The organism is Mesorhizobium sp. M0862 (assembly GCF_040319795.1).
Lineage (GTDB): Bacteria > Pseudomonadota > Alphaproteobacteria > Rhizobiales > Rhizobiaceae > Mesorhizobium.
In genome coordinates this window covers 166,225-183,008 of the sequence record NZ_JAMYOJ010000003.1, presented here as the reverse complement: position 1 = coordinate 183,008, position 16,784 = coordinate 166,225, and the positions used below count along the sequence as shown (strand labels likewise).

Genomic DNA, 16,784 nt, shown 5'->3' with positions numbered 1-16,784 from the left:
ATAAACGGATTACTTCAGTTCGTCGGCCTTGATGTAGCCGGAGTCGACGACCAGTGCCTGGTAGTTCGACTTGTCGACCTCATGCGGCGTCAAAAGGATCGAGGGAACGACCTTGACGTCGTTATTGTAGGTCTTTTCATCGAGGCCGTCCGGCTTGCCGCCCGAGAGCACCTTGTCGACGAGTTCGACGGTGGCCTTGGCCAGTTCGCGGGTGTCCTTGAACACGGTCGAGTATTGCTCGCCCGTGATGATCAGCTTGACCGAAGCAGTCTCGGCGTCCTGGCCGGTCACGATCGGCCACGGCTGGGCGTCGGTGCCGTAACCGACGGCGCGCAGCGAAGCGGTGATGCCGCGCGACAGGCCGTCATAGGGCGAAAGAACGCCATCGACGCGGCTGCCGTCCGAGTAGTTGGCCGACAGAAGGTTGTCCATGCGCGCCTGGGCGGTGGCGGCGAGCCAGCGCAGCGTGCCGACCTTGTCCATGCCGGTCTGGCCGGACTTGATCTTGATCGAGCCGTCATCGATCAGCGGCTGCAGCACCGAGATTGCGCCGTTGTAGAAGAAGAAGGCGTTGTTGTCGTCCGGCGAGCCGCCGAACAGTTCGACGTTCCACGGCTTGGTGTTCGGGAAGCGCTCCTTGAGGCCCTTGACCAGCGAGTTCGCCTGGATCACGCCGACGCCGAAATTGTCGAAGGTGGTGTAGTAATCGACATTGGCGGTCTTCTTGATCAGGCGGTCATAGGCGACGACGACGACGCCGGCGTCAGCGGCCTTCTGCAGCGCGTCCGACAGGGTCGTGCCGTCGATCGAAGCGATGATCAGCGCCTTCGGGCCCTTGGTGATTTCGTTTTCCAGCTGGCTGAGCTGGTTGGGGATGTCGTCCTGCGCGTACTGCAGGTCGACCGTGTAGCCGAGAGCTTCGAGCTGGGACTTGACGGCATCGCCGTCATTGATCCAGCGCTGCGAGGTCTTGGTCGGCATCAGCACGCCGACAAGACCCTTGTCGGCTGCATGCGCCGAGTAGGTCATGGCAGCGATGCCAAGGGCCGCGACGGCGGCCAGTGTCTTGATAATTTTCACGTAAACTCTCCCTGGTTGATGGACGCGACACCTCGGGGCTTCGCGGGCCGCGCAGTCGGGCGGATGCGCCAAAGCGCCGCCGCCGTCATAATCGATCTCCGGTATCCTCCCAATCGGCCCTCAGTCTTGATTTAAATCGATACGATTTTGCTCGTCATCGACCGTCAAGTCTTGAGGACGCGCGAAAGTGTGACCCTTTGCCATAACTGTCAAATGCGATCTTCGGTGGTTGCTATACCAAAACCGGTATATGACGAGACCGGGCTGGAACAGTGGCGGAAGCGGGAAAAGGCATGGCGGCTTTACGAGGTCCTCAGGGAATTTCAAGCGGTTACGATGAATTGCCGGGCGATGGCGAGACACTTCTGCGCAGTGGCTTGAGCCTGCGTCACATGCGCATGATCGCAGCGCTGGACGATCACGGTCGGGTGAGCGCGGCCGCCCAGGTGATGAACATCTCGCAGCCGGCGGCCTCGCGCATGATTTCCGAGATGGAAGCGGTGCTCGAGGTCAAGCTGTGCGAAAGGCTGCCGCGCGGCATCACGCTCACCCCTTACGGCAAGGCGCTGGCCCGGCGCGCGCGCTCGATCCTGCTCGAAATGCGCGAGGCCGACCGCGAAATATCGGAGCTCAAGGCCGGCAAGGGCGGCTCGGTGTTCCTTGGCGCGGTGACGGCGCCGGCGATCGAACTGGCGGTCCCGGCGATCCGCGAGATACGCCGCCTTTATCCGCGCATCGAGATTACCATGCAGGTCGAGACGTCGAATGTGCTGGCGCGCGAACTGATCGCCACGCGCCATGATTTCATCATCGCCCGTGTTCCCGAAGACCTCAATCCGCGGCTGTTCGAATCGCGCGTCATCGGCGTCGAGAAGGCCTGCCTGATCGTGCGTCGCGGCCACCCGCTGAGCAATGGCCATCCTCTTAACAATGGGAGGGCGGTGCGGCTGGAGGACACCGCCGCCTTCGACTGGGTGTTCCAGTCGGGCGGGTCGCCGCTGCGCCAGGCGATGGAGAGCAATTTCCTGAACCGCAACATCGCCCTGCCGGACCGCATCCTCAACACCTCGTCGCTGCTGCTCACCCTGGTCATGGTGGCGCAGTCCGACGCCATCGCCCCGGTGTCGATCCAGGTGGCAAAATTCATCCAGAACCCCGACGGTCTCGCCGGCGCCATCGACGTCGTCCAGACCGAGTTCGACATCGAGGTCCGGCCCTACAGCCTGATCACGGTGAAGAACCGAGTCTTGTCGCCGGCGGCCAAGATGCTGCACGATTTTATCTTGCGGGAAGTGGGATAGGAACTGGAGCGGGTAGAGGGAATCGAACCCTCGCGTTCAGCTTGGGAAGCTGACAAGCTACCATTACATCATACCCGCGTCGGCTCCTCGATATCATGACGGGCGTGCTTCGGGCAATCGCCTTGGACAGCTCTTCGGAAACGGCTGTTGGAAACCCCGACCGATTGCGCCAGTCCGCCTGCCTTGATGCGGGCGCAGCAAGTGCGTATTCGTGCCCCTGTACCCCCAAATCCGGGGCACCCGAATTTGGAGGCAGGCCCCTTGTCCACAGTGACGCGCTTTCTCGGTGACTCGCCCGTCAGGGTGATCGTCAAGCTGCTGGTCGTGTCGTTCCTCGTCGGCCTGGTCATGAATGCGTTCGGCTGGACGCCGATGGACGTCTTCTACCACATCCAGGGTTTCTACATCGATCTTTGGAACCTCGGCTTCAACGCGGTCTATCGCTTCTTGGGCTATATCCTGCTCGGCGCCGCGATCGTCGTGCCGGTGTTCATCCTGCTCAGGCTCGCGAACTACCGGAAGTGAAGCGGACCACGATCCCGAAAAGTGGAAACCGGTTTTCGGAAAAGATTGTGCTCAAACCAAAGGCCACTCAGGCAAAGTCCGACGCCACCTCGAACAGGATGGCGTGGCGCGCCGCGAGCGCTGCGACATCGGTCGAATAGCCGCCGCCGATGACACCGCAGACCGGGATGCCCAGCGCGCGGAAATGACCGATCACCATGGCGTCGCGGGCACGCACGCCGTCATCGCTGAGCGATAGCCGGCCGAGCCGGTCCTCGGCATGCACGTCGACACCGGCATTGTAGAAGACGATGTCCCAGTGCGCCTTGGCCGAGAGCTCCGGCAGGAGGACACCCAGCCGTTCGAGATAGGCGCCATCGCCGGTGCCGTCCGGCAGCGCAACGTCGAGATCGGAGGCAATCTTGCGCACCGGATAATTGCGCTCGCCATGCATGGAAAAGGTGAAGGCGCGTGGTTCCTCTCTCAGTATATCCGCCGTGCCGTCGCCCTGATGCACATCGAGATCGACGATCAGGATGGTTTGGGCGGAACCTTCGGCTAGCAGCACCAGCGAAGCGACGGCGACATCGTTGAAAGTGCAGAAGCCCGCGCCTTGCGCACGCCGCGCATGGTGGCTGCCGCCGGCGCTGTTGCAGGCAATGCCGTTGACAAGCGCCAGCCGCGCCGCCAGCACCGTGCCGCCGGCGGCGAGTTGCGCCCTGAGGGAAACGCGCGGACCCACGGGAAAGCCGATCTCGCGCTCGATCTTTTCAGGCACTGAACACGTGATGACCTGGTCGACATAATCAGCCGCATGGGCGAGCTTCAGCCATGAGGCCGGCGCCGGCTCGGGCATCGACAGCGCCTCGGCATGGATCAGACCCCTGATATGCAAGGCCTGCATCAGCAGCGGATATTTGCTCATCGGAAAGCGATGATTGACCGCGAAGCCGGCATCGTAGTCGGGGTGATGGACGATCTGCAGGGGCATGGCTAAAGCAATTCCAGGAAAAGTGTGCAGCGGTTTTCCCGGGAGAAGCGCGTAGCGCTTCCCCTTGGGAATTGCTTAAAACCAGTACTCGGATCCGGCGGGCTCGCGCCAGAAGAACATTTCGGTTGGCCGTTACGGCAAGAGTGATTGCGCGGCGGCCGGAAAATGGGGCACATCGGCTGTTCGATCAAGCCGCAATCAGCAAGGCAGCAATCCCCTGGACACGGGTGCAACCCCAGCCGACGCGAGACCCTTCGCCGTCACCAACCGTTCGGTGCTCGCCATCGCCGTGCCGATGACGCTCGCCTATCTGACGACGCCGCTGCTCGGCATCGTCGACACGGCTGTGGTCGGGCAGTTCGGCGATGCCGCCCTGCTCGGCGGCCTGGCGGCCGGGGCGCTGGTCTTCGACGTCGTCTTCAGCACCTTCAATTTCCTGCGCTCCGGCACCACCGGCCTCGTCGCCCAGGCGTTTGGGCGCGGCGACGAAACCGAGGAGCAGGCGGTGTTCTGGCGCGCCGTGCTGATCGCGGTCGCCGCCGGCATCGTGCTTGTCGTCCTTGCGCCGCTGATCGCCATCGCCGGCCAGAAATTCATCGGCGGCGAAGCGCGCGTCGGCGAGGCGATGGGCGTCTATATCCACATCAGAATGCTCGCCGCCCCCTTCACTCTGATCAACTACGCCATCCTCGGCTATGTCCTTGGACGCGGCGAGGGCGGGCTTGGGCTGATGCTGCAGGCGGTGCTCAACGGCATCAACATCGTGCTTTGCATCCTGCTCGGCCTGAAGCTTGGCTGGGGCGTCGCCGGCGTGGCCTGGGCGACCGTCACCGGCGAATGTCTGGCCATGCTGCTGGGTCTCGCCATCGTTGTCTGGCGCTTCCGGGCCGCACCCCGCCTGCCGCGGCATCGCCTGCTCGACATGCCCGCTTTCCTGCGCATGCTGTCGCTCAACCGCGATATCATGATCCGCTCGTTCTCGCTGCTCGCCGCTTTCGCGCTGTTCACCCGCCAGGGCGCGCAGTTCGGCACGCTGACGCTGGCCGCCAATGCCGTGCTGATGAACTTCTTCCTCGTCGCCGGCTATTTTCTCGACGGTTTCGCCACCGCGGCCGAACAGTTGGCGGGACGCGCGATCGGCGCACGTGCCGAGACGGCGTTCCGCCGGGCGGTACGTCTGACCTTATTCTGGGGGTTCGGCCTCGCCGGAACCGCCACGCTGATCTTCTGGCTCGGCGGCGCCGGCCTGATTTCGTTGATCACCACGTCGCCGGATGTTCGTGCTGTTGCCGACATCTATCTGCCGTGGGCGGCACTGACACCGCTGAGCGGCGTGCTGGCCTTCCAGATGGACGGCGTCTTCATCGGCGCTACCTGGTCGCGCGAGATGCGCAACATGATGCTGGTGTCGTTCCTGGCCTTCAGCGCCGCATTGTTCAGCTTGGCGCCGTCTCTCGGCAATCACGGCCTGTGGGCGGCGCTGCACGTCTTCCTGCTGGTGCGCGGCTTCAGCCTGCTGGCCATCCTGCGGCTCCGGTTGCGCACGGCGTTTTAGCGCTTAGAAACGGCCATTGGCCCAATTTCTTGTCAGCTCGCCTGCTGCCTCGCAAACGTCCATGGCAATCTCGTGGTCGGAAGGCGCAAGCGCCGCTACGACTGCATTGCAGTTTTTGGCGGGCTGCTCGGCAGAAGGCATATCGGAATAGACAAAGAAGCAAACGGCCGCTGACTGCAATGCAGCGGTCGACGAGACGTTCGCGGGCAAGGCATTCCCAGCGGCGGCCTGGCAAAGTTGCCGCACATAGGGCTCCAGTTGACCATTGCCAAAAGGAGCAGCCATGGACGCAAGAATGAAAACCGCAGTCAATGGCATTGCAGCCTCGCTTTTCAATCGAAGACGCTGACAGGTCTTGTGTGCTCTAAATATAGCATCAGATCGGACAGCGGCCACGTTCGCTGCGGATCAACGGCGTAGCTTGGCCGTCAAATCAAAGCGGCTTTGCCGCCCATTCGCCGAGCCGGCTATCGCGCAGGCCGCGCAAGGACGTCAGCTGTTCCCTGTCGGCGAACTTCGCCATGCCGGCAAGGATGCGGCCGGGCAGCGCCGGTCCGGCATAGACCATGCCGGTGTAGAGCTGCACGAGGTCGGCGCCGGCGCGGATTTTCTCCAGCGCGGTCTCGGCGGAATCGACGCCGCCGACGCCGATGACGGCGCGCTCCGGCCCGAGCAGCCGACGCATCTTGGCCAGCACGATGGTCGAACGCTCGAACAGCGGTTTTCCCGAGAGACCGCCGGTCTCGCCGGCGCCGCTTGGGCTACGCAATCCGGATCGCGAGAGCGTCGTGTTGGAGACGATGACGCCGTCGATCTGCTTTTCGGTCACTTCGGCGGCGATGTCTTCCAGCTCGGCCTCGACCAGATCGGGTGCGACCTTGAGAAAGATTGGTGGCTGGGCCGATGCCGAGCCACGGGCCGATATGACGCGACCCAGAAGTTCGCCGAGCTGTTCGCGCGCCTGCATGTTGCGCAGGCCGGGCGTGTTGGGCGACGAGATGTTGACGGTGAGATAACTGGCGTATTTCGCAAAGCGGGAGACGCCGAGCTCATAGTCATGGACACGATCGGCGCTGTCCTTGTTGGCGCCGATGTTGACGCCGACGATGCCGACGCGTCCCTTGCGCGCGGCAAGGCGCATCTCGGCCGCTTCGTGGCCCTCATTGTTAAAACCCAGCCGGTTGATCACCGCATCATCCTCAGCCAGCCGGAAAATGCGCGGCTTCGGATTGCCGGCCTGCGGCAGCGGCGTCACGGTGCCGACTTCGGCAAAGCCGAAGCCGAGGCTAAGCAGCGCGTCAGGCACCTCGGCATTCTTGTCATAGCCTGCGGCCATGCCGAGCGGATTGGGGAAGGCGATGCCACAGAGGCTGAGCTTCAACCTGTCGTCGCGCACCGTCCGCGCGCCGACCGGCAGACCGCAGCGCAGCGCCGCGATCGACATGCCATGCGCCGTTTCCGGATCGAAGGTGAACAGCAGTTTCTGGCCGATGCGATCGAACACGCTCATTCGGCCTCCAGCGCCGGAAACTGGTGTGCGCCATCAGCGCCGAGCGGCAATGGTTTCACCCACAGCACGGCGCTCATATCGAGCACGCCATAGAGATGCGGAAACAGCGCGCCGCCGCGCGAGACCTCGTATTTCAGCGCGTCACCGAGCAGCGCCCCGTCGATGGCGATCAGCAGCAAATCCGTCTGGCCGGCGAAATGCTTCGCCGCCGTCTCCCTGGCCTGATCAGCAGTGGAGAAGTGGATGAAGCCGTCGGCGACGTCGATCGGAGCGCCGGTGAAGCGGCCGTTTTTCTCGGCCGCGCGCCAAAGCGCTTCGGGCGCGATCTTGTAGATAATCTGAGACATGGTTGCGCTATAATCCGAACCGATCATGCGGGGAAGGGCAACTCGTCCGCATTTACGGCGCAAAGCTGTGATAGGTTGCGCACCCTGGCTCGTGGAGGATGGAACATGCGTCTGCAGCACATACTGATCCCCGCCGCACTGGTCTCGCTGGTCGCGGCGTCGGCCTGGTCCGAAGAGACCGACCACTACCGGCTGGAAAAAGCGGCCAACGGCTATGTCCGCATGGACACCCGGACCGGCGCCATGTCGATCTGCGAGGAGCGCTCCGGCCAGCTCGTCTGCAAGATGGCGGCCGACGAACGCGCCGCCTTCCAGGACGAGGTCGAGCGTTTGCAGGCCTCGATGAAGGCCATGGACGAACGCGTCGCCAGGTTGGAGAATTCGCTGTCGGCCCGTCTCGAGTCGAAATTGCCGAGCGAAGAGGATTTCGACAAGACGATGAGCTATATGGAGCGCATGCTGCGTGGCTTCATGGGCATCGTCAAGGAGATGGACAAGGACAATGGCGACGGCGCCAAGCTCAACTCGCAAAAGACCTGAGCTGCCCGGCGCAAAGTGCCGTCCGGCCATTGCCGCTTGAAAACAAAGCGCTTCGCCGCATAATCGTCCGATCCCGTAAAAGCCGTCAATCGATAACGAAGTTTGGGCAACAACGGGATTTGGGGAGGAACATTTGCCGTCGGGCTACACCTTCGTCATTGCCGACGACCATCCGCTGTTCCGCGGCGCCTTGAAAGAGGCACTTGCCGGCGTCGGCGATGTCGCCGCCATTCACGAGGCCGGCGATTTCGAAAGTGCCAAGGCCCTGGTCGTGGCCAATGAGGATGTCGACCTGGTGCTGCTCGACCTGTCGATGCCGGGCGCCAGCGGCCTGTCCGGTCTGATCGCGCTGCGCGGCATCCACCCGGCGGTGCCGCTGGTGGTGGTGTCGGCCCACGACGACCCGGTGACCATCCGGCGCGCGCTCGATCTCGGCGCATCCGGCTTCATCTCCAAATCGGCCAGCATGGAGGAGATCCGCGGCGCCGTGCAGACGGTGCTGGCCGGCGATATCGCCGCGCCCGTCGGCATCGACCTCGGCGTCGAGCGCGACCCCGAAATATCCGACCTGATCAAGCGGCTGCAGGCGCTGACGCCGCAGCAGACGCGTGTCCTCGGCATGCTGGCCGAAGGCCTGCTCAACAAGCAGATCGCCTACGAACTCAGCGTCTCCGAAGCGACTGTAAAGGCGCATGTCTCGGCCATCCTGCAGAAACTCGGCGTCGACAGCCGCACCCAGGCGGTGATCCAGCTGTCCAAGATCGGCAGCGATCCGTTGCAGCCAGCAGGCTAAAGCTATTCCAGGAAAGTGCGTAGCGCTTTCCCTTGGGAATTGCGCAAAAACAAAGAGATAGGACTCTACTCGGCCGCCGACGCCAGCGGCCTGACCCTGGCCATCATCGAGCGTAGCACGGCCGGCTTCAGCGGCTTGTTGATCACCGGCACGTCAATGGCGGCGGCAGCGGCACGGACCTCGGTGGAGCGGTCGGCGGTGACCAGCACGGCCGGCAGGTCCGAACCATGGATGTCACGCAGGCGCGCGATGATGTCGAGGCCGCTTCTGCCATCGAGATGATAGTCGGCAAGCACGATGTCGGGCCGATGGATGTCGGCCCTGGCGAAATCCTCCGAGCCGGAAAACGTGCCGACGCTGCAGCCCCAGCCTTCGAGCAAAAGCCGCATGCCGTCGAGGATGCGGGCATCGTTGTCGACGCACAGCACATGCAGTCCGGCGAGCGATGCGGTGGCGCGGGCCGGCGCCTTGGGCTCGACCTCGCGCCGCGGCGCTTCAACCGAAGCAACCGGCAGGATGACCGAAAAGCGCGTGCCCTTGCCGGCGTTGGAAAAGATCTGGATCTCAAGCCGCAGCACCCGGGCAATGCGGTCGACGATGGAGAGGCCGAGGCCGAGACCTTCAGCCTCGCGCACGCCTTCGTCGAGCCGGGTGAATTCGTTGAAGACCGTGTTCAGCTTGTCGCCGGCAATGCCGATGCCGGTGTCGATCACCTGGATTTCGGCAAGCTCGCCGCGCCGGCGCACACCGACCAGGATGCGGCCATGGCGCGTGTATTTGATGGCGTTGGAGACCAGGTTCTGGATCAGCCGGCGTAAGAGATTGCGATCTGTCATCACGATGAGCGATGAGGCCATGATCGTCAGATCGAGTTTCTTTTCGGCGGCGAGCGGCTGAAAATCGTTGCCGATCTGGCGCAGCAGCCCGTCCAGCCGGAAGGCGCTGTCATCCGGCTTCATGGCGCCGGCGTCGAGCCGCGAAATGTCCAGCACGGCACCCAGGATCGTCTCGACCGATTCGAGCGAGGATTCGATGTTGACGGCGGCCTTGCCCGCCGGGCCCTTGCCGGCCTTTTCGATCAGCGACGAGCAGTAGAGCCGGGCGGCGTTCAGCGGCTGCAGGATATCGTGGCCAGCGGCGGCGAGGAAGCGCGTCTTGCCCAGATTAGCCTCCTCGGCCAGCATCTGCGCCTGCGCCAGCTCCTCATTGACCCGGGTCAACTCCTCGTTGACTCTAGTCAGTTCGATGGTGCGCGTCTTGACCCGCTGCTCCAGCGATTCATTGGCCCGCTTCAGCGCCAAATCCTGTTCGACGCGTCCTGATATGTCGGCATAGGTGGCGACGATTCCGCCGTCCGGCATCGGGTTTGAGCGCAGTTCGAGGATGCGGCCGCTGGTCTTCAACTCCATCTGCCACGGGCTGACGAAACTGGTCAGCCGGTTGAGCATCGCCACGCGCTGGTCGGCCGGAATATCGCCGCGCTCGGCGAGGTGGCGCAGGATGCGGTCGAGCGAGACGCCGACCTGGCCCATCTCGTCGGGCAGGTCGAACAGCGCGCGATATTGTCTGTTCCAGCAGATCAGACGAAAATCGCGGTCGAATACGGTGATGCCCTGCTCCATCTGGTCGAGCGCGATCTGCAGCAGGTCGCGATTGTGCTGCAGCGCTTCGGTGGCGTCGTCGAGCAGGCGAAAGGCGTCCTTGGACTCGCGGTCGTTGCGGCGAAACAGCAGCGACAGGATCAGCCGCGCCGAAGACGAGCCGACCGCGCTCGCCAGCAGCTGCTCGGAAAAGCGGATGACATCCATGCTGGCCTGCTCATTGCCGTGCAGCGAGACGCCATTGCTTTTCTCGAAGGATTGGAAGGAGCGCTCGGTGCGCTCGACGCCGAGGTAGCGCGAGATGGTGTCTTTCAGCACGTTGACGGTGATGGCGGTGCGGAAGCGGCGCAGGCTGGGCATCGGGCCGGATTCGCGCGGCACGAAGATCGACGCCTGGATCCGCTCCAGCGGCACTGACGCGCGCGACAGCGAGCCGAGCACGAAGAACAGCGTGTTGACCGACAGGCTCCAGAGCACGCCGTGGTTCAACGGTTCGGCGACGGTGCCGAACAGAGCCTGCGGCCGCAGCGCCTCGAAACCGAACAACCCCTGCACGACGATGTCCGCGTCGGCTGCCGAGAGCGACGGCAAAAGCAGCGTATAGCCCCAGACGAGGATGCCGGCGACCATGCCAAGGGCCGCGCCGCGGCCATTGGCGCCGCGCCAGATCAGCCCGCCGATCAGCGCCGGCGCGAATTGGGCGATTGCCGCGAACGACATCAGGCCGATCGACGACAGCCGCGCCGAGTTGGTGCTTTCGCGGTAGTAGAGGAAGGCGATGAACAATAGGATGAAGATGGCGCCGCGCCGCACGTTGAGGATCAGCGTCGACCAATCCTCATTCTCAGAGGTCGTGGTCTTGAGCAGGCGGCGCACGAACAGCGGGATGACGAGGTCGTTGGAGATCATGATCGACAGCGCCACGCTTTCGACGATCACCATGGCGGTCGCCGCCGACAGCCCACCGATGAAGGCGGCCATGGCGAGGAAGTCATGGCCGCCGAACAAGGGCAGCGCCAGCACATAGAGGTCACTGGTGGTTTTGGCGCCGACCAGCGCCAGGCCGGCGAAGGCGATCGGCAGCACGAACAGGTTTATCGCCACGAGATAGAGCGGAAACACCCAGGTCGCGGTGCGCAGTTCGGCCTCGCCGCGGTTCTCGACGATGGTGACGTAGAACTGGCGCGGCAGCATGATGATGGCAAAGCCGCTCAGGCAAGTCAGCACCAGCCAGGTGGCGAGCGAGGTGTTGTAGCCCATGGCTTGCCGCACCTGGCTGTTTTCGGCCAGCTTGTCGATCATGTCGCCCGGGCCACCGAAGATCAGGAAGGTGACCATCAGGCCGATCGCCAGGAAGGCGGCGAGCTTGACCACGGTTTCGACCGCCACCGCCAGCACCAGCCCGTCCTGGTGCTCGGTGGCGTCGGCATGGCGGGTGCCGAACAGCACCGCAAACAGCGCCAAGAGCATGGCCACCACCAGCGAGATGTCGCTGACGAAGGGATCGAAGGAGGGCGGCGATCCCGTATAATGCTCGACCATCAGGCCGACCGAACCGGAGATCGCCTTCAATTGCAGTGCGATATAGGGCACCGCGCCGATGGTGGCGATCAGCGTGGCGATCGCCGAGACGGCAAAGCTCTTGCCGTAGCGCGCGCCGAGGAAGTCGGCGATCGAGGTGATCTTCTCGCTCTTGGCCAGCCGCACGATGCGATTGAGCAGCGGAAAGCCGAACACGAACACCAGCACCGGCCCGGTGTAGATGCCCAAAAATTCGAGGCCGCGCTCGGACGACAGGCCGACCGAGCCGAAGAAGGTCCAGGAGGTGCAGTAGATGGCGAGGCTGAGCGCATAGATGAAGGGCCGGGCGCGGCCGGGTCCCAACGCCGTTGAACGCCGGTCGCCGAGGCTGGCGATGACGAACAGCAGCGTTACATAGGCGACCGCAATGATGACGATGAACCAGCCCTGCACGGCCCGAAAATCCTCCTCGGCCAGCTTTCACCCCGGCCTGCCCAGAGGCAATCACAGCTCTAAGGTCAAGTCCATCGCGGCTTTCGGCGCATGGCCGCGACGCCGCCCTGTCGAACCGTGACCTAAGGTAAGGAGAAAGCGGTGTTTTCCAGCTTTTGCTTCTGTTGCAACCGCAGGTTTTTGTTATGGTGCGCACGGGCCGACGCCGGAGGGACGGCGGCAGCGCGGTCCGTCATGACAAGGAGGGTCGAATGCTGAAAGAATTCCAGGAATTCATTTCCAAAGGAAATGTGATGGACCTTGCGGTCGGCGTCATCATCGGCGCGGCCTTCAGCAAGATCGTCGATTCTCTTGTCAATGACATCATCATGCCTTTCATCGGCGCACTTGGTGGCGTCGACTTTTCCAACTACTTCATAGGCCTCTCATCAACAGTGCATTCGACCAATCTTGCCGACGCGCGTAAGGAAGGCGCGGTGTTCGCCTACGGCAATTTTATCACCGTGGCGCTGAATTTCGTCATCCTGGCTTTCATCATCTTCCTGATGGTCAAGGCCGTGAACAACATGCGCAAGCGGCTCGAGCGGGAGAAGCCGGCCGCACCTGCGGCTCCGCCACCGGCCGACGTCGCTTTGCTCACCGAAATTCGCGATCTCCTCGCCAGGAAATAGACAAGGCCAGATTTCTGGACCAAAACCCCGGTCGTTCGCGGCCGGGGTTTTCTGTTGCCGCATCTGCTAAGAGCATCCGCCAATGCATGTCGCCCATAAGTGCGCAGCGGTTCTGGATAATGACATGCATCAAAGCAGACATCAAAACGGACCTGTTCATGACCCTGATCGATAGCTTGCGCGCCGAAGCGGTGGCCGCCCCCGAAAGCGGCATTGTCGCCGTCGTCAATTACGGCCGTACGCGCGAGGGCATGATCCCGCTCTGGGCCGGTGAAGGCGATTTGCCGACGCCTGCCTTCATTTCGGAAGCCGCCGCCAAGGGGCTCGCCAATGGCGAGACCTTCTACACCTGGCAGAAAGGCATTCCGGAGCTGAGGCAAGCGCTTTCCCGCTACTATGCCAGGCATTTCGGCAAGAGCTTCGCCGAAGAGGAATTCATCGCCACCGGTTCCGGCATGCATGCCATTCAGTTGGCATTAGCCGCGGTCGCCGGCAGCGGCGACGAGGTGGTCTATCTCTCCCCGGCCTGGCCGAATTTCGCCGCCGCCGCCGGTATTTCCGGCGCTACCCCGGTTGCGGTCACGCTCGACCAGTCGGGCAATGGCTGGTCCTGCGATGTCGACAAGATTGCGGCTGCGGTGACGCCGCGCACCAAGGCGCTGTTCGTCAACACGCCATCGAACCCCACCGGCTGGACGGCCGATAAGGAAACGCTGCAGGCGATCCTGAATCTCGCCCGCCAAAAGGGCCTGTGGATCATCGCCGACGAGATCTATTCGCTGTTCCACTACGGCCACGGCCGTGCGCCGTCCTTCCTCGACATTTCGACCGCGGAAGACCGCATCCTGTTCGTCAACTCCTTTTCCAAGAACTGGGCGATGACCGGCTGGCGCGTCGGCTGGATCAAGACCCATCCCGAGCTGCAGCAGGTGTTCGAGAACCTGATCCAGTATTCGACCTCAGGCGTCGCCCAGTTCATGCAGCGCGGCGCCGTCGCGGCGCTGGACCACGGTGATGCCTTCATCGTCGAGCAGGTGGAGCGCGCCAGGAAAGCGCGCGACCTGGTCTGCGATATTCTCGGCGCAACCGGCAAAGCGCGCTTCACCGTGCCGCAAGGCGCGTTCTATTTGTTTTTCACGGTCGACGGCATCACCGATCCGCACCGGGCTGCTTTCGACATCGTCGACAAGGCCAATGTCGGCCTGGCGCCGGGCACCGCCTTCGGCCCTGGCGGAGAGGCGTTTTTGCGCCTGTGCTTCCACCGCCGCCTCGACCAGCTCGAGGAAGCGGCACATCGCTTGGCGGGATGGATGAGGACGGTTTGAGATAAATGGCCGGCGGCTTCAGCCGCCCGACTTCGGCACCAGCAGCGGCACAATCCGGTCGCTCTTGGCGACAGTGGGCCGTCCGGCGGAGCCGTAGGGAATGCCGAGCGCATCCCATGTCTCGATCAGCGCGTCCTGAAGTCCCGCAATCAGCGCATCGGTATGGAACGGCGTCGGGGTGATGCGCAGCCGCTCGGTGCCGCGCGGCACGGTCGGATAGTTGATCGGCTGGATGTAGATGCCGTGTACGCCGAGCAGACGGTCGCTGGCCATCTTGCAGAGTTCGGGGTCACCGACCAGCACCGGCACGATGTGTGTCGGCGATTCCATCACCGGCAGGCCGGCTGCAGACAGAACCTCCTTGGTCCGCGACGCCTGGCGCTGTTGCGCATCGCGCTCGGCTTGCGACCGCTTGAGGTGGCGGATGGACGTGGTGGCGGCGGCGGCGATCGCCGGCGGCAGCGCCGTGGTGAAGATGAAGCCCGGCGCATAGGAGCGCACCGCGTCGATGATGGCGCTGTTGCCGGCGATATAGCCGCCCAGCGTGCCGAACGCCTTGGCCAACGTGCCTTCGATGATATCGATGCGGTCGGCAAGCCCCTCGCGCTCGGTGATGCCGCCGCCGCGCGGTCCGTACATGCCGACGGCATGGACCTCGTCAATATAGGTCATGGCGTTGTAGCGTTCGGCCAGTTCGACGATCTGCTTGATTGGCGCAATGTCGCCGTCCATCGAATAGACGCTCTCGAACACGATCAGCTTGGCGCGTTCGCGGCCCGCCGCCTGTAGCAGGCTTTCGAGATGCGCGACGTCATTGTGACGGAAGATCTTCTTTTCGGCGCCCGAGCGCCGCACGCCTTCGATCATCGAGGCATGGTTGAGCTCGTCCGAAATGATCAGGCAGTTGGGCAAAAGCCGCGCAATGGTCGAGATCGACGCTTCGTTGGAGACGAAGCCGGAGGTGAAGACCAGCGCCGCTTCCTTGTCGTGCAGGTCGGCCAGTTCCAGCTCGAGCTCGACCAACGCGTTCGAGGTGCCGGAAATGTTGCGGGTGCCGCCGGCGCCCGAACCCATCTTGCCGGCCGCGTTCTGGAAAGCGGCGATGACATCGGGGTTCTGGCCCATGCCGAGATAGTCGTTGGAGCACCAGACGGTGATTTCCTCGGCGCGGCCGTTGGAACGCCAGATAGCGCGCGGAAACTTGCCGACAATGCGCTCGAGATCGGCGAAAACCCGGTAGCGCCGCTCGGCGTGGAGCTGGTCGATCGCTTCCTCAAAGAACCGCTGATAGTTCATGTCGCCTTCCCAGTTTTGCGCGGGATCATAATCGTTGGCCCATTCGTCGTCCACCGGGCCGTTTTGGTCAAAATGCCACGCCCCAAGCCTGTTCCTAACGACCCCGGATCGTGGCCTATTCCCTTGATGTGGATCAATTTTGTTTCCGTACGATGCCACAGGCCGGTGAGACTGTTACGGATTTAACATTCAGGCGTTTCTAATGGCCTTGCCGCAGGCTTTCCAGTAAGGCGGTGATTGAGACAGTTTCCGATAAATCATGAGTAAAAGAGGACACGGATGACGGTTTTGGTAACGGGCGGCGCCGGTTATATCGGCAGCCACATGGTCTGGGAACTGCTGGATGCCGGCGAGAGCGTCGTCGTTCTCGACCGCCTTTCCACGGGCTTCGAATGGGCGGTGGCGCCGGAGGCCAAGCTGGTCGTCGGCGATGTCGCCGATAGGGAATTGGTCGGCCAGATCATCCGGGATAACAAGGTCGACGCGATCATCCACTTCGCCGGTTCCATCGTGGTGCCGGAATCGGTTGCCGATCCGCTCGCCTATTACGAGAACAACACCTCCAAGACCCGCACGCTGATCGAAACCGCCGTGCGCGAGGGCGTGCCGCATTTCATCTTCTCCTCGACCGCCGCCGTCTATGGCGGCGCCGGCCTGGAGCCGGTGCGTGAGGATGCCCGCCTGGCGCCGGAATCGCCCTACGGCCTGTCCAAGCTGATGAGCGAATGGATGCTGCGCGATGCAGCGCTTGCGCATCCTTTGCGCTACACGGCGCTGCGCTACTTCAACGTCGCCGGCGCCGATCCCAGGGGCCGGACGGGGCAGTCGACGCCTGGCGCCACGCATCTGATCAAGGTCGCCTGCGAGACCGCGCTCGGCAAACGCCCCTTCATGCAGGTGTTCGGCACCGATTATCCGACGCCGGACGGCACCTGCATGCGCGATTATATCCATGTCAGCGACCTGGCTGCGGCGCACCGGCTGGCGCTGCAGCGCCTGCGCGCCGGCGGCGGCAGCCTCGTCGCCAATTGCGGCTACAGCCACGGCTATTCGGTGCTCGAGGTCATCGACAGCGTGCGGCGCGCCTTCGGCCGGGATTTCGAGGTCAAGATGGGCGACCGGCGCCCCGGCGACGCCGCCGCCGTGGTTGCCAATTCGGACCTTGCACGCGCCGAACTCGGCTGGACCCCGCAACGCGACGACCTCGACCAGATCGTCGCCGATGCACTCGCCTGGGAGCGTATCCTCACCGGCAAGAACTCCGCGCGGGGCTGAGCCGGGCACTTCCGAGGGCTC

Annotated in this window: 15 protein-coding genes and 1 tRNA gene; 8 read left to right on the top strand and 8 right to left on the bottom strand. The window is 63.4% G+C overall.

Going from position 1 to position 16,784, the window contains the following annotated elements:
* Window positions 1-9 precede the first annotated feature (9 nt).
* Window positions 10-1,080 carry a multiple monosaccharide ABC transporter substrate-binding protein gene (chvE, locus tag NKI15_RS05885; RefSeq protein WP_023681943.1) on the bottom strand — a complete coding sequence of 357 codons (1,071 nt, stop codon included), beginning with the start codon at window positions 1,078-1,080 and terminating at the stop codon, window positions 10-12.
* 293 nt (window positions 1,081-1,373) lie between these two features.
* Between chvE and NKI15_RS05880 the strand changes: the two genes are divergently transcribed.
* Window positions 1,374-2,381, top strand: a complete 1,008-nt coding sequence (locus NKI15_RS05880) for a LysR family transcriptional regulator (protein ID WP_023669640.1) — start codon at window positions 1,374-1,376, stop codon at window positions 2,379-2,381.
* A 4-nt stretch (window positions 2,382-2,385) separates the two neighbouring features.
* Here the strand turns inward: NKI15_RS05880 and NKI15_RS05875 are convergent.
* A tRNA-Gly gene (locus NKI15_RS05875) sits at window positions 2,386-2,459 on the bottom strand.
* Window positions 2,460-2,642: 183 nt separating this feature from the next.
* Here NKI15_RS05875 and NKI15_RS05870 point away from each other — a divergent pair.
* A complete protein-coding gene (locus tag NKI15_RS05870; RefSeq protein ID WP_352514536.1) occupies window positions 2,643-2,906 on the top strand; it encodes a DUF6460 domain-containing protein in 264 nt (87 codons plus the stop codon).
* A gap of 67 nt (window positions 2,907-2,973) precedes the next feature.
* Here NKI15_RS05870 and NKI15_RS05865 read toward each other — a convergent pair whose 3' ends face one another.
* Window positions 2,974-3,876, bottom strand: coding sequence for a histone deacetylase family protein (locus NKI15_RS05865; protein WP_023746698.1), 903 nt, complete (start codon window positions 3,874-3,876; stop codon window positions 2,974-2,976).
* Between the two features lie 217 nt (window positions 3,877-4,093).
* On the opposite strand from NKI15_RS05865, the gene NKI15_RS05860 reads away from it, so the two are divergent.
* The gene (locus NKI15_RS05860) at window positions 4,094-5,431 is read left to right on the top strand and encodes an MATE family efflux transporter (protein WP_023746699.1); all 1,338 of its coding nucleotides are present in this window, start codon (window positions 4,094-4,096) and stop codon (window positions 5,429-5,431) included.
* A gap of 3 nt (window positions 5,432-5,434) precedes the next feature.
* On the opposite strand, the gene NKI15_RS05855 is transcribed toward NKI15_RS05860, so the two are convergent.
* From NKI15_RS05855 to NKI15_RS05845, 3 genes are all read right to left on the bottom strand, one after another.
* Window positions 5,435-5,749: a hypothetical protein gene (locus NKI15_RS05855; protein WP_023703431.1), complete on the bottom strand. Its 315-nt coding sequence runs from the start codon at window positions 5,747-5,749 to the stop codon at window positions 5,435-5,437.
* Window positions 5,750-5,864: 115 nt separating this feature from the next.
* Window positions 5,865-6,941, bottom strand: a complete 1,077-nt coding sequence (locus tag NKI15_RS05850) for a quinone-dependent dihydroorotate dehydrogenase (RefSeq protein ID WP_023703430.1) — start codon at window positions 6,939-6,941, stop codon at window positions 5,865-5,867.
* Complete coding sequence (locus NKI15_RS05845; RefSeq protein WP_023703429.1) at window positions 6,938-7,288, bottom strand: DUF952 domain-containing protein; 351 nt, start codon at window positions 7,286-7,288, stop codon at window positions 6,938-6,940. Before NKI15_RS05845 ends, NKI15_RS05850 begins: the two co-directional genes overlap by 4 nt.
* Window positions 7,289-7,393: 105 nt before the next feature.
* On the opposite strand from NKI15_RS05845, the gene NKI15_RS05840 reads away from it, so the two are divergent.
* A complete protein-coding gene (locus tag NKI15_RS05840) occupies window positions 7,394-7,828 on the top strand; it encodes a hypothetical protein (protein WP_023746700.1) in 435 nt (144 codons plus the stop codon).
* Between the two features lie 133 nt (window positions 7,829-7,961).
* A complete protein-coding gene (locus NKI15_RS05835; RefSeq protein ID WP_023703427.1) occupies window positions 7,962-8,621 on the top strand; it encodes a response regulator transcription factor in 660 nt (219 codons plus the stop codon).
* A 65-nt stretch (window positions 8,622-8,686) separates the two neighbouring features.
* On the opposite strand, the gene NKI15_RS05830 is transcribed toward NKI15_RS05835, so the two are convergent.
* Window positions 8,687-12,196: a PAS domain-containing hybrid sensor histidine kinase/response regulator gene (locus NKI15_RS05830; RefSeq protein WP_023703426.1), complete on the bottom strand. Its 3,510-nt coding sequence runs from the start codon at window positions 12,194-12,196 to the stop codon at window positions 8,687-8,689.
* 251 nt (window positions 12,197-12,447) lie between these two features.
* Between NKI15_RS05830 and mscL the strand changes: the two genes are divergently transcribed.
* A complete protein-coding gene (mscL, locus tag NKI15_RS05825) occupies window positions 12,448-12,867 on the top strand; it encodes a large conductance mechanosensitive channel protein MscL (protein ID WP_023681933.1) in 420 nt (139 codons plus the stop codon).
* 158 nt (window positions 12,868-13,025) lie between these two features.
* Window positions 13,026-14,192: a pyridoxal phosphate-dependent aminotransferase gene (locus NKI15_RS05820; RefSeq protein WP_023746701.1), complete on the top strand. Its 1,167-nt coding sequence runs from the start codon at window positions 13,026-13,028 to the stop codon at window positions 14,190-14,192.
* An 18-nt stretch (window positions 14,193-14,210) separates the two neighbouring features.
* On the opposite strand, the gene hemA is transcribed toward NKI15_RS05820, so the two are convergent.
* Entirely contained in the window at window positions 14,211-15,488 is a 1,278-nt protein-coding gene (hemA, locus tag NKI15_RS05815) for a 5-aminolevulinate synthase (protein WP_023746702.1), read from the bottom strand.
* Between the two features lie 279 nt (window positions 15,489-15,767).
* On the opposite strand from hemA, the gene galE reads away from it, so the two are divergent.
* Window positions 15,768-16,763 (top strand): UDP-glucose 4-epimerase GalE, encoded by a 996-nt coding sequence (gene galE, locus NKI15_RS05810; RefSeq protein WP_023669652.1) that lies wholly within the window; start codon window positions 15,768-15,770, stop codon window positions 16,761-16,763.
* Window positions 16,764-16,784: the final 21 nt, after the last annotated feature.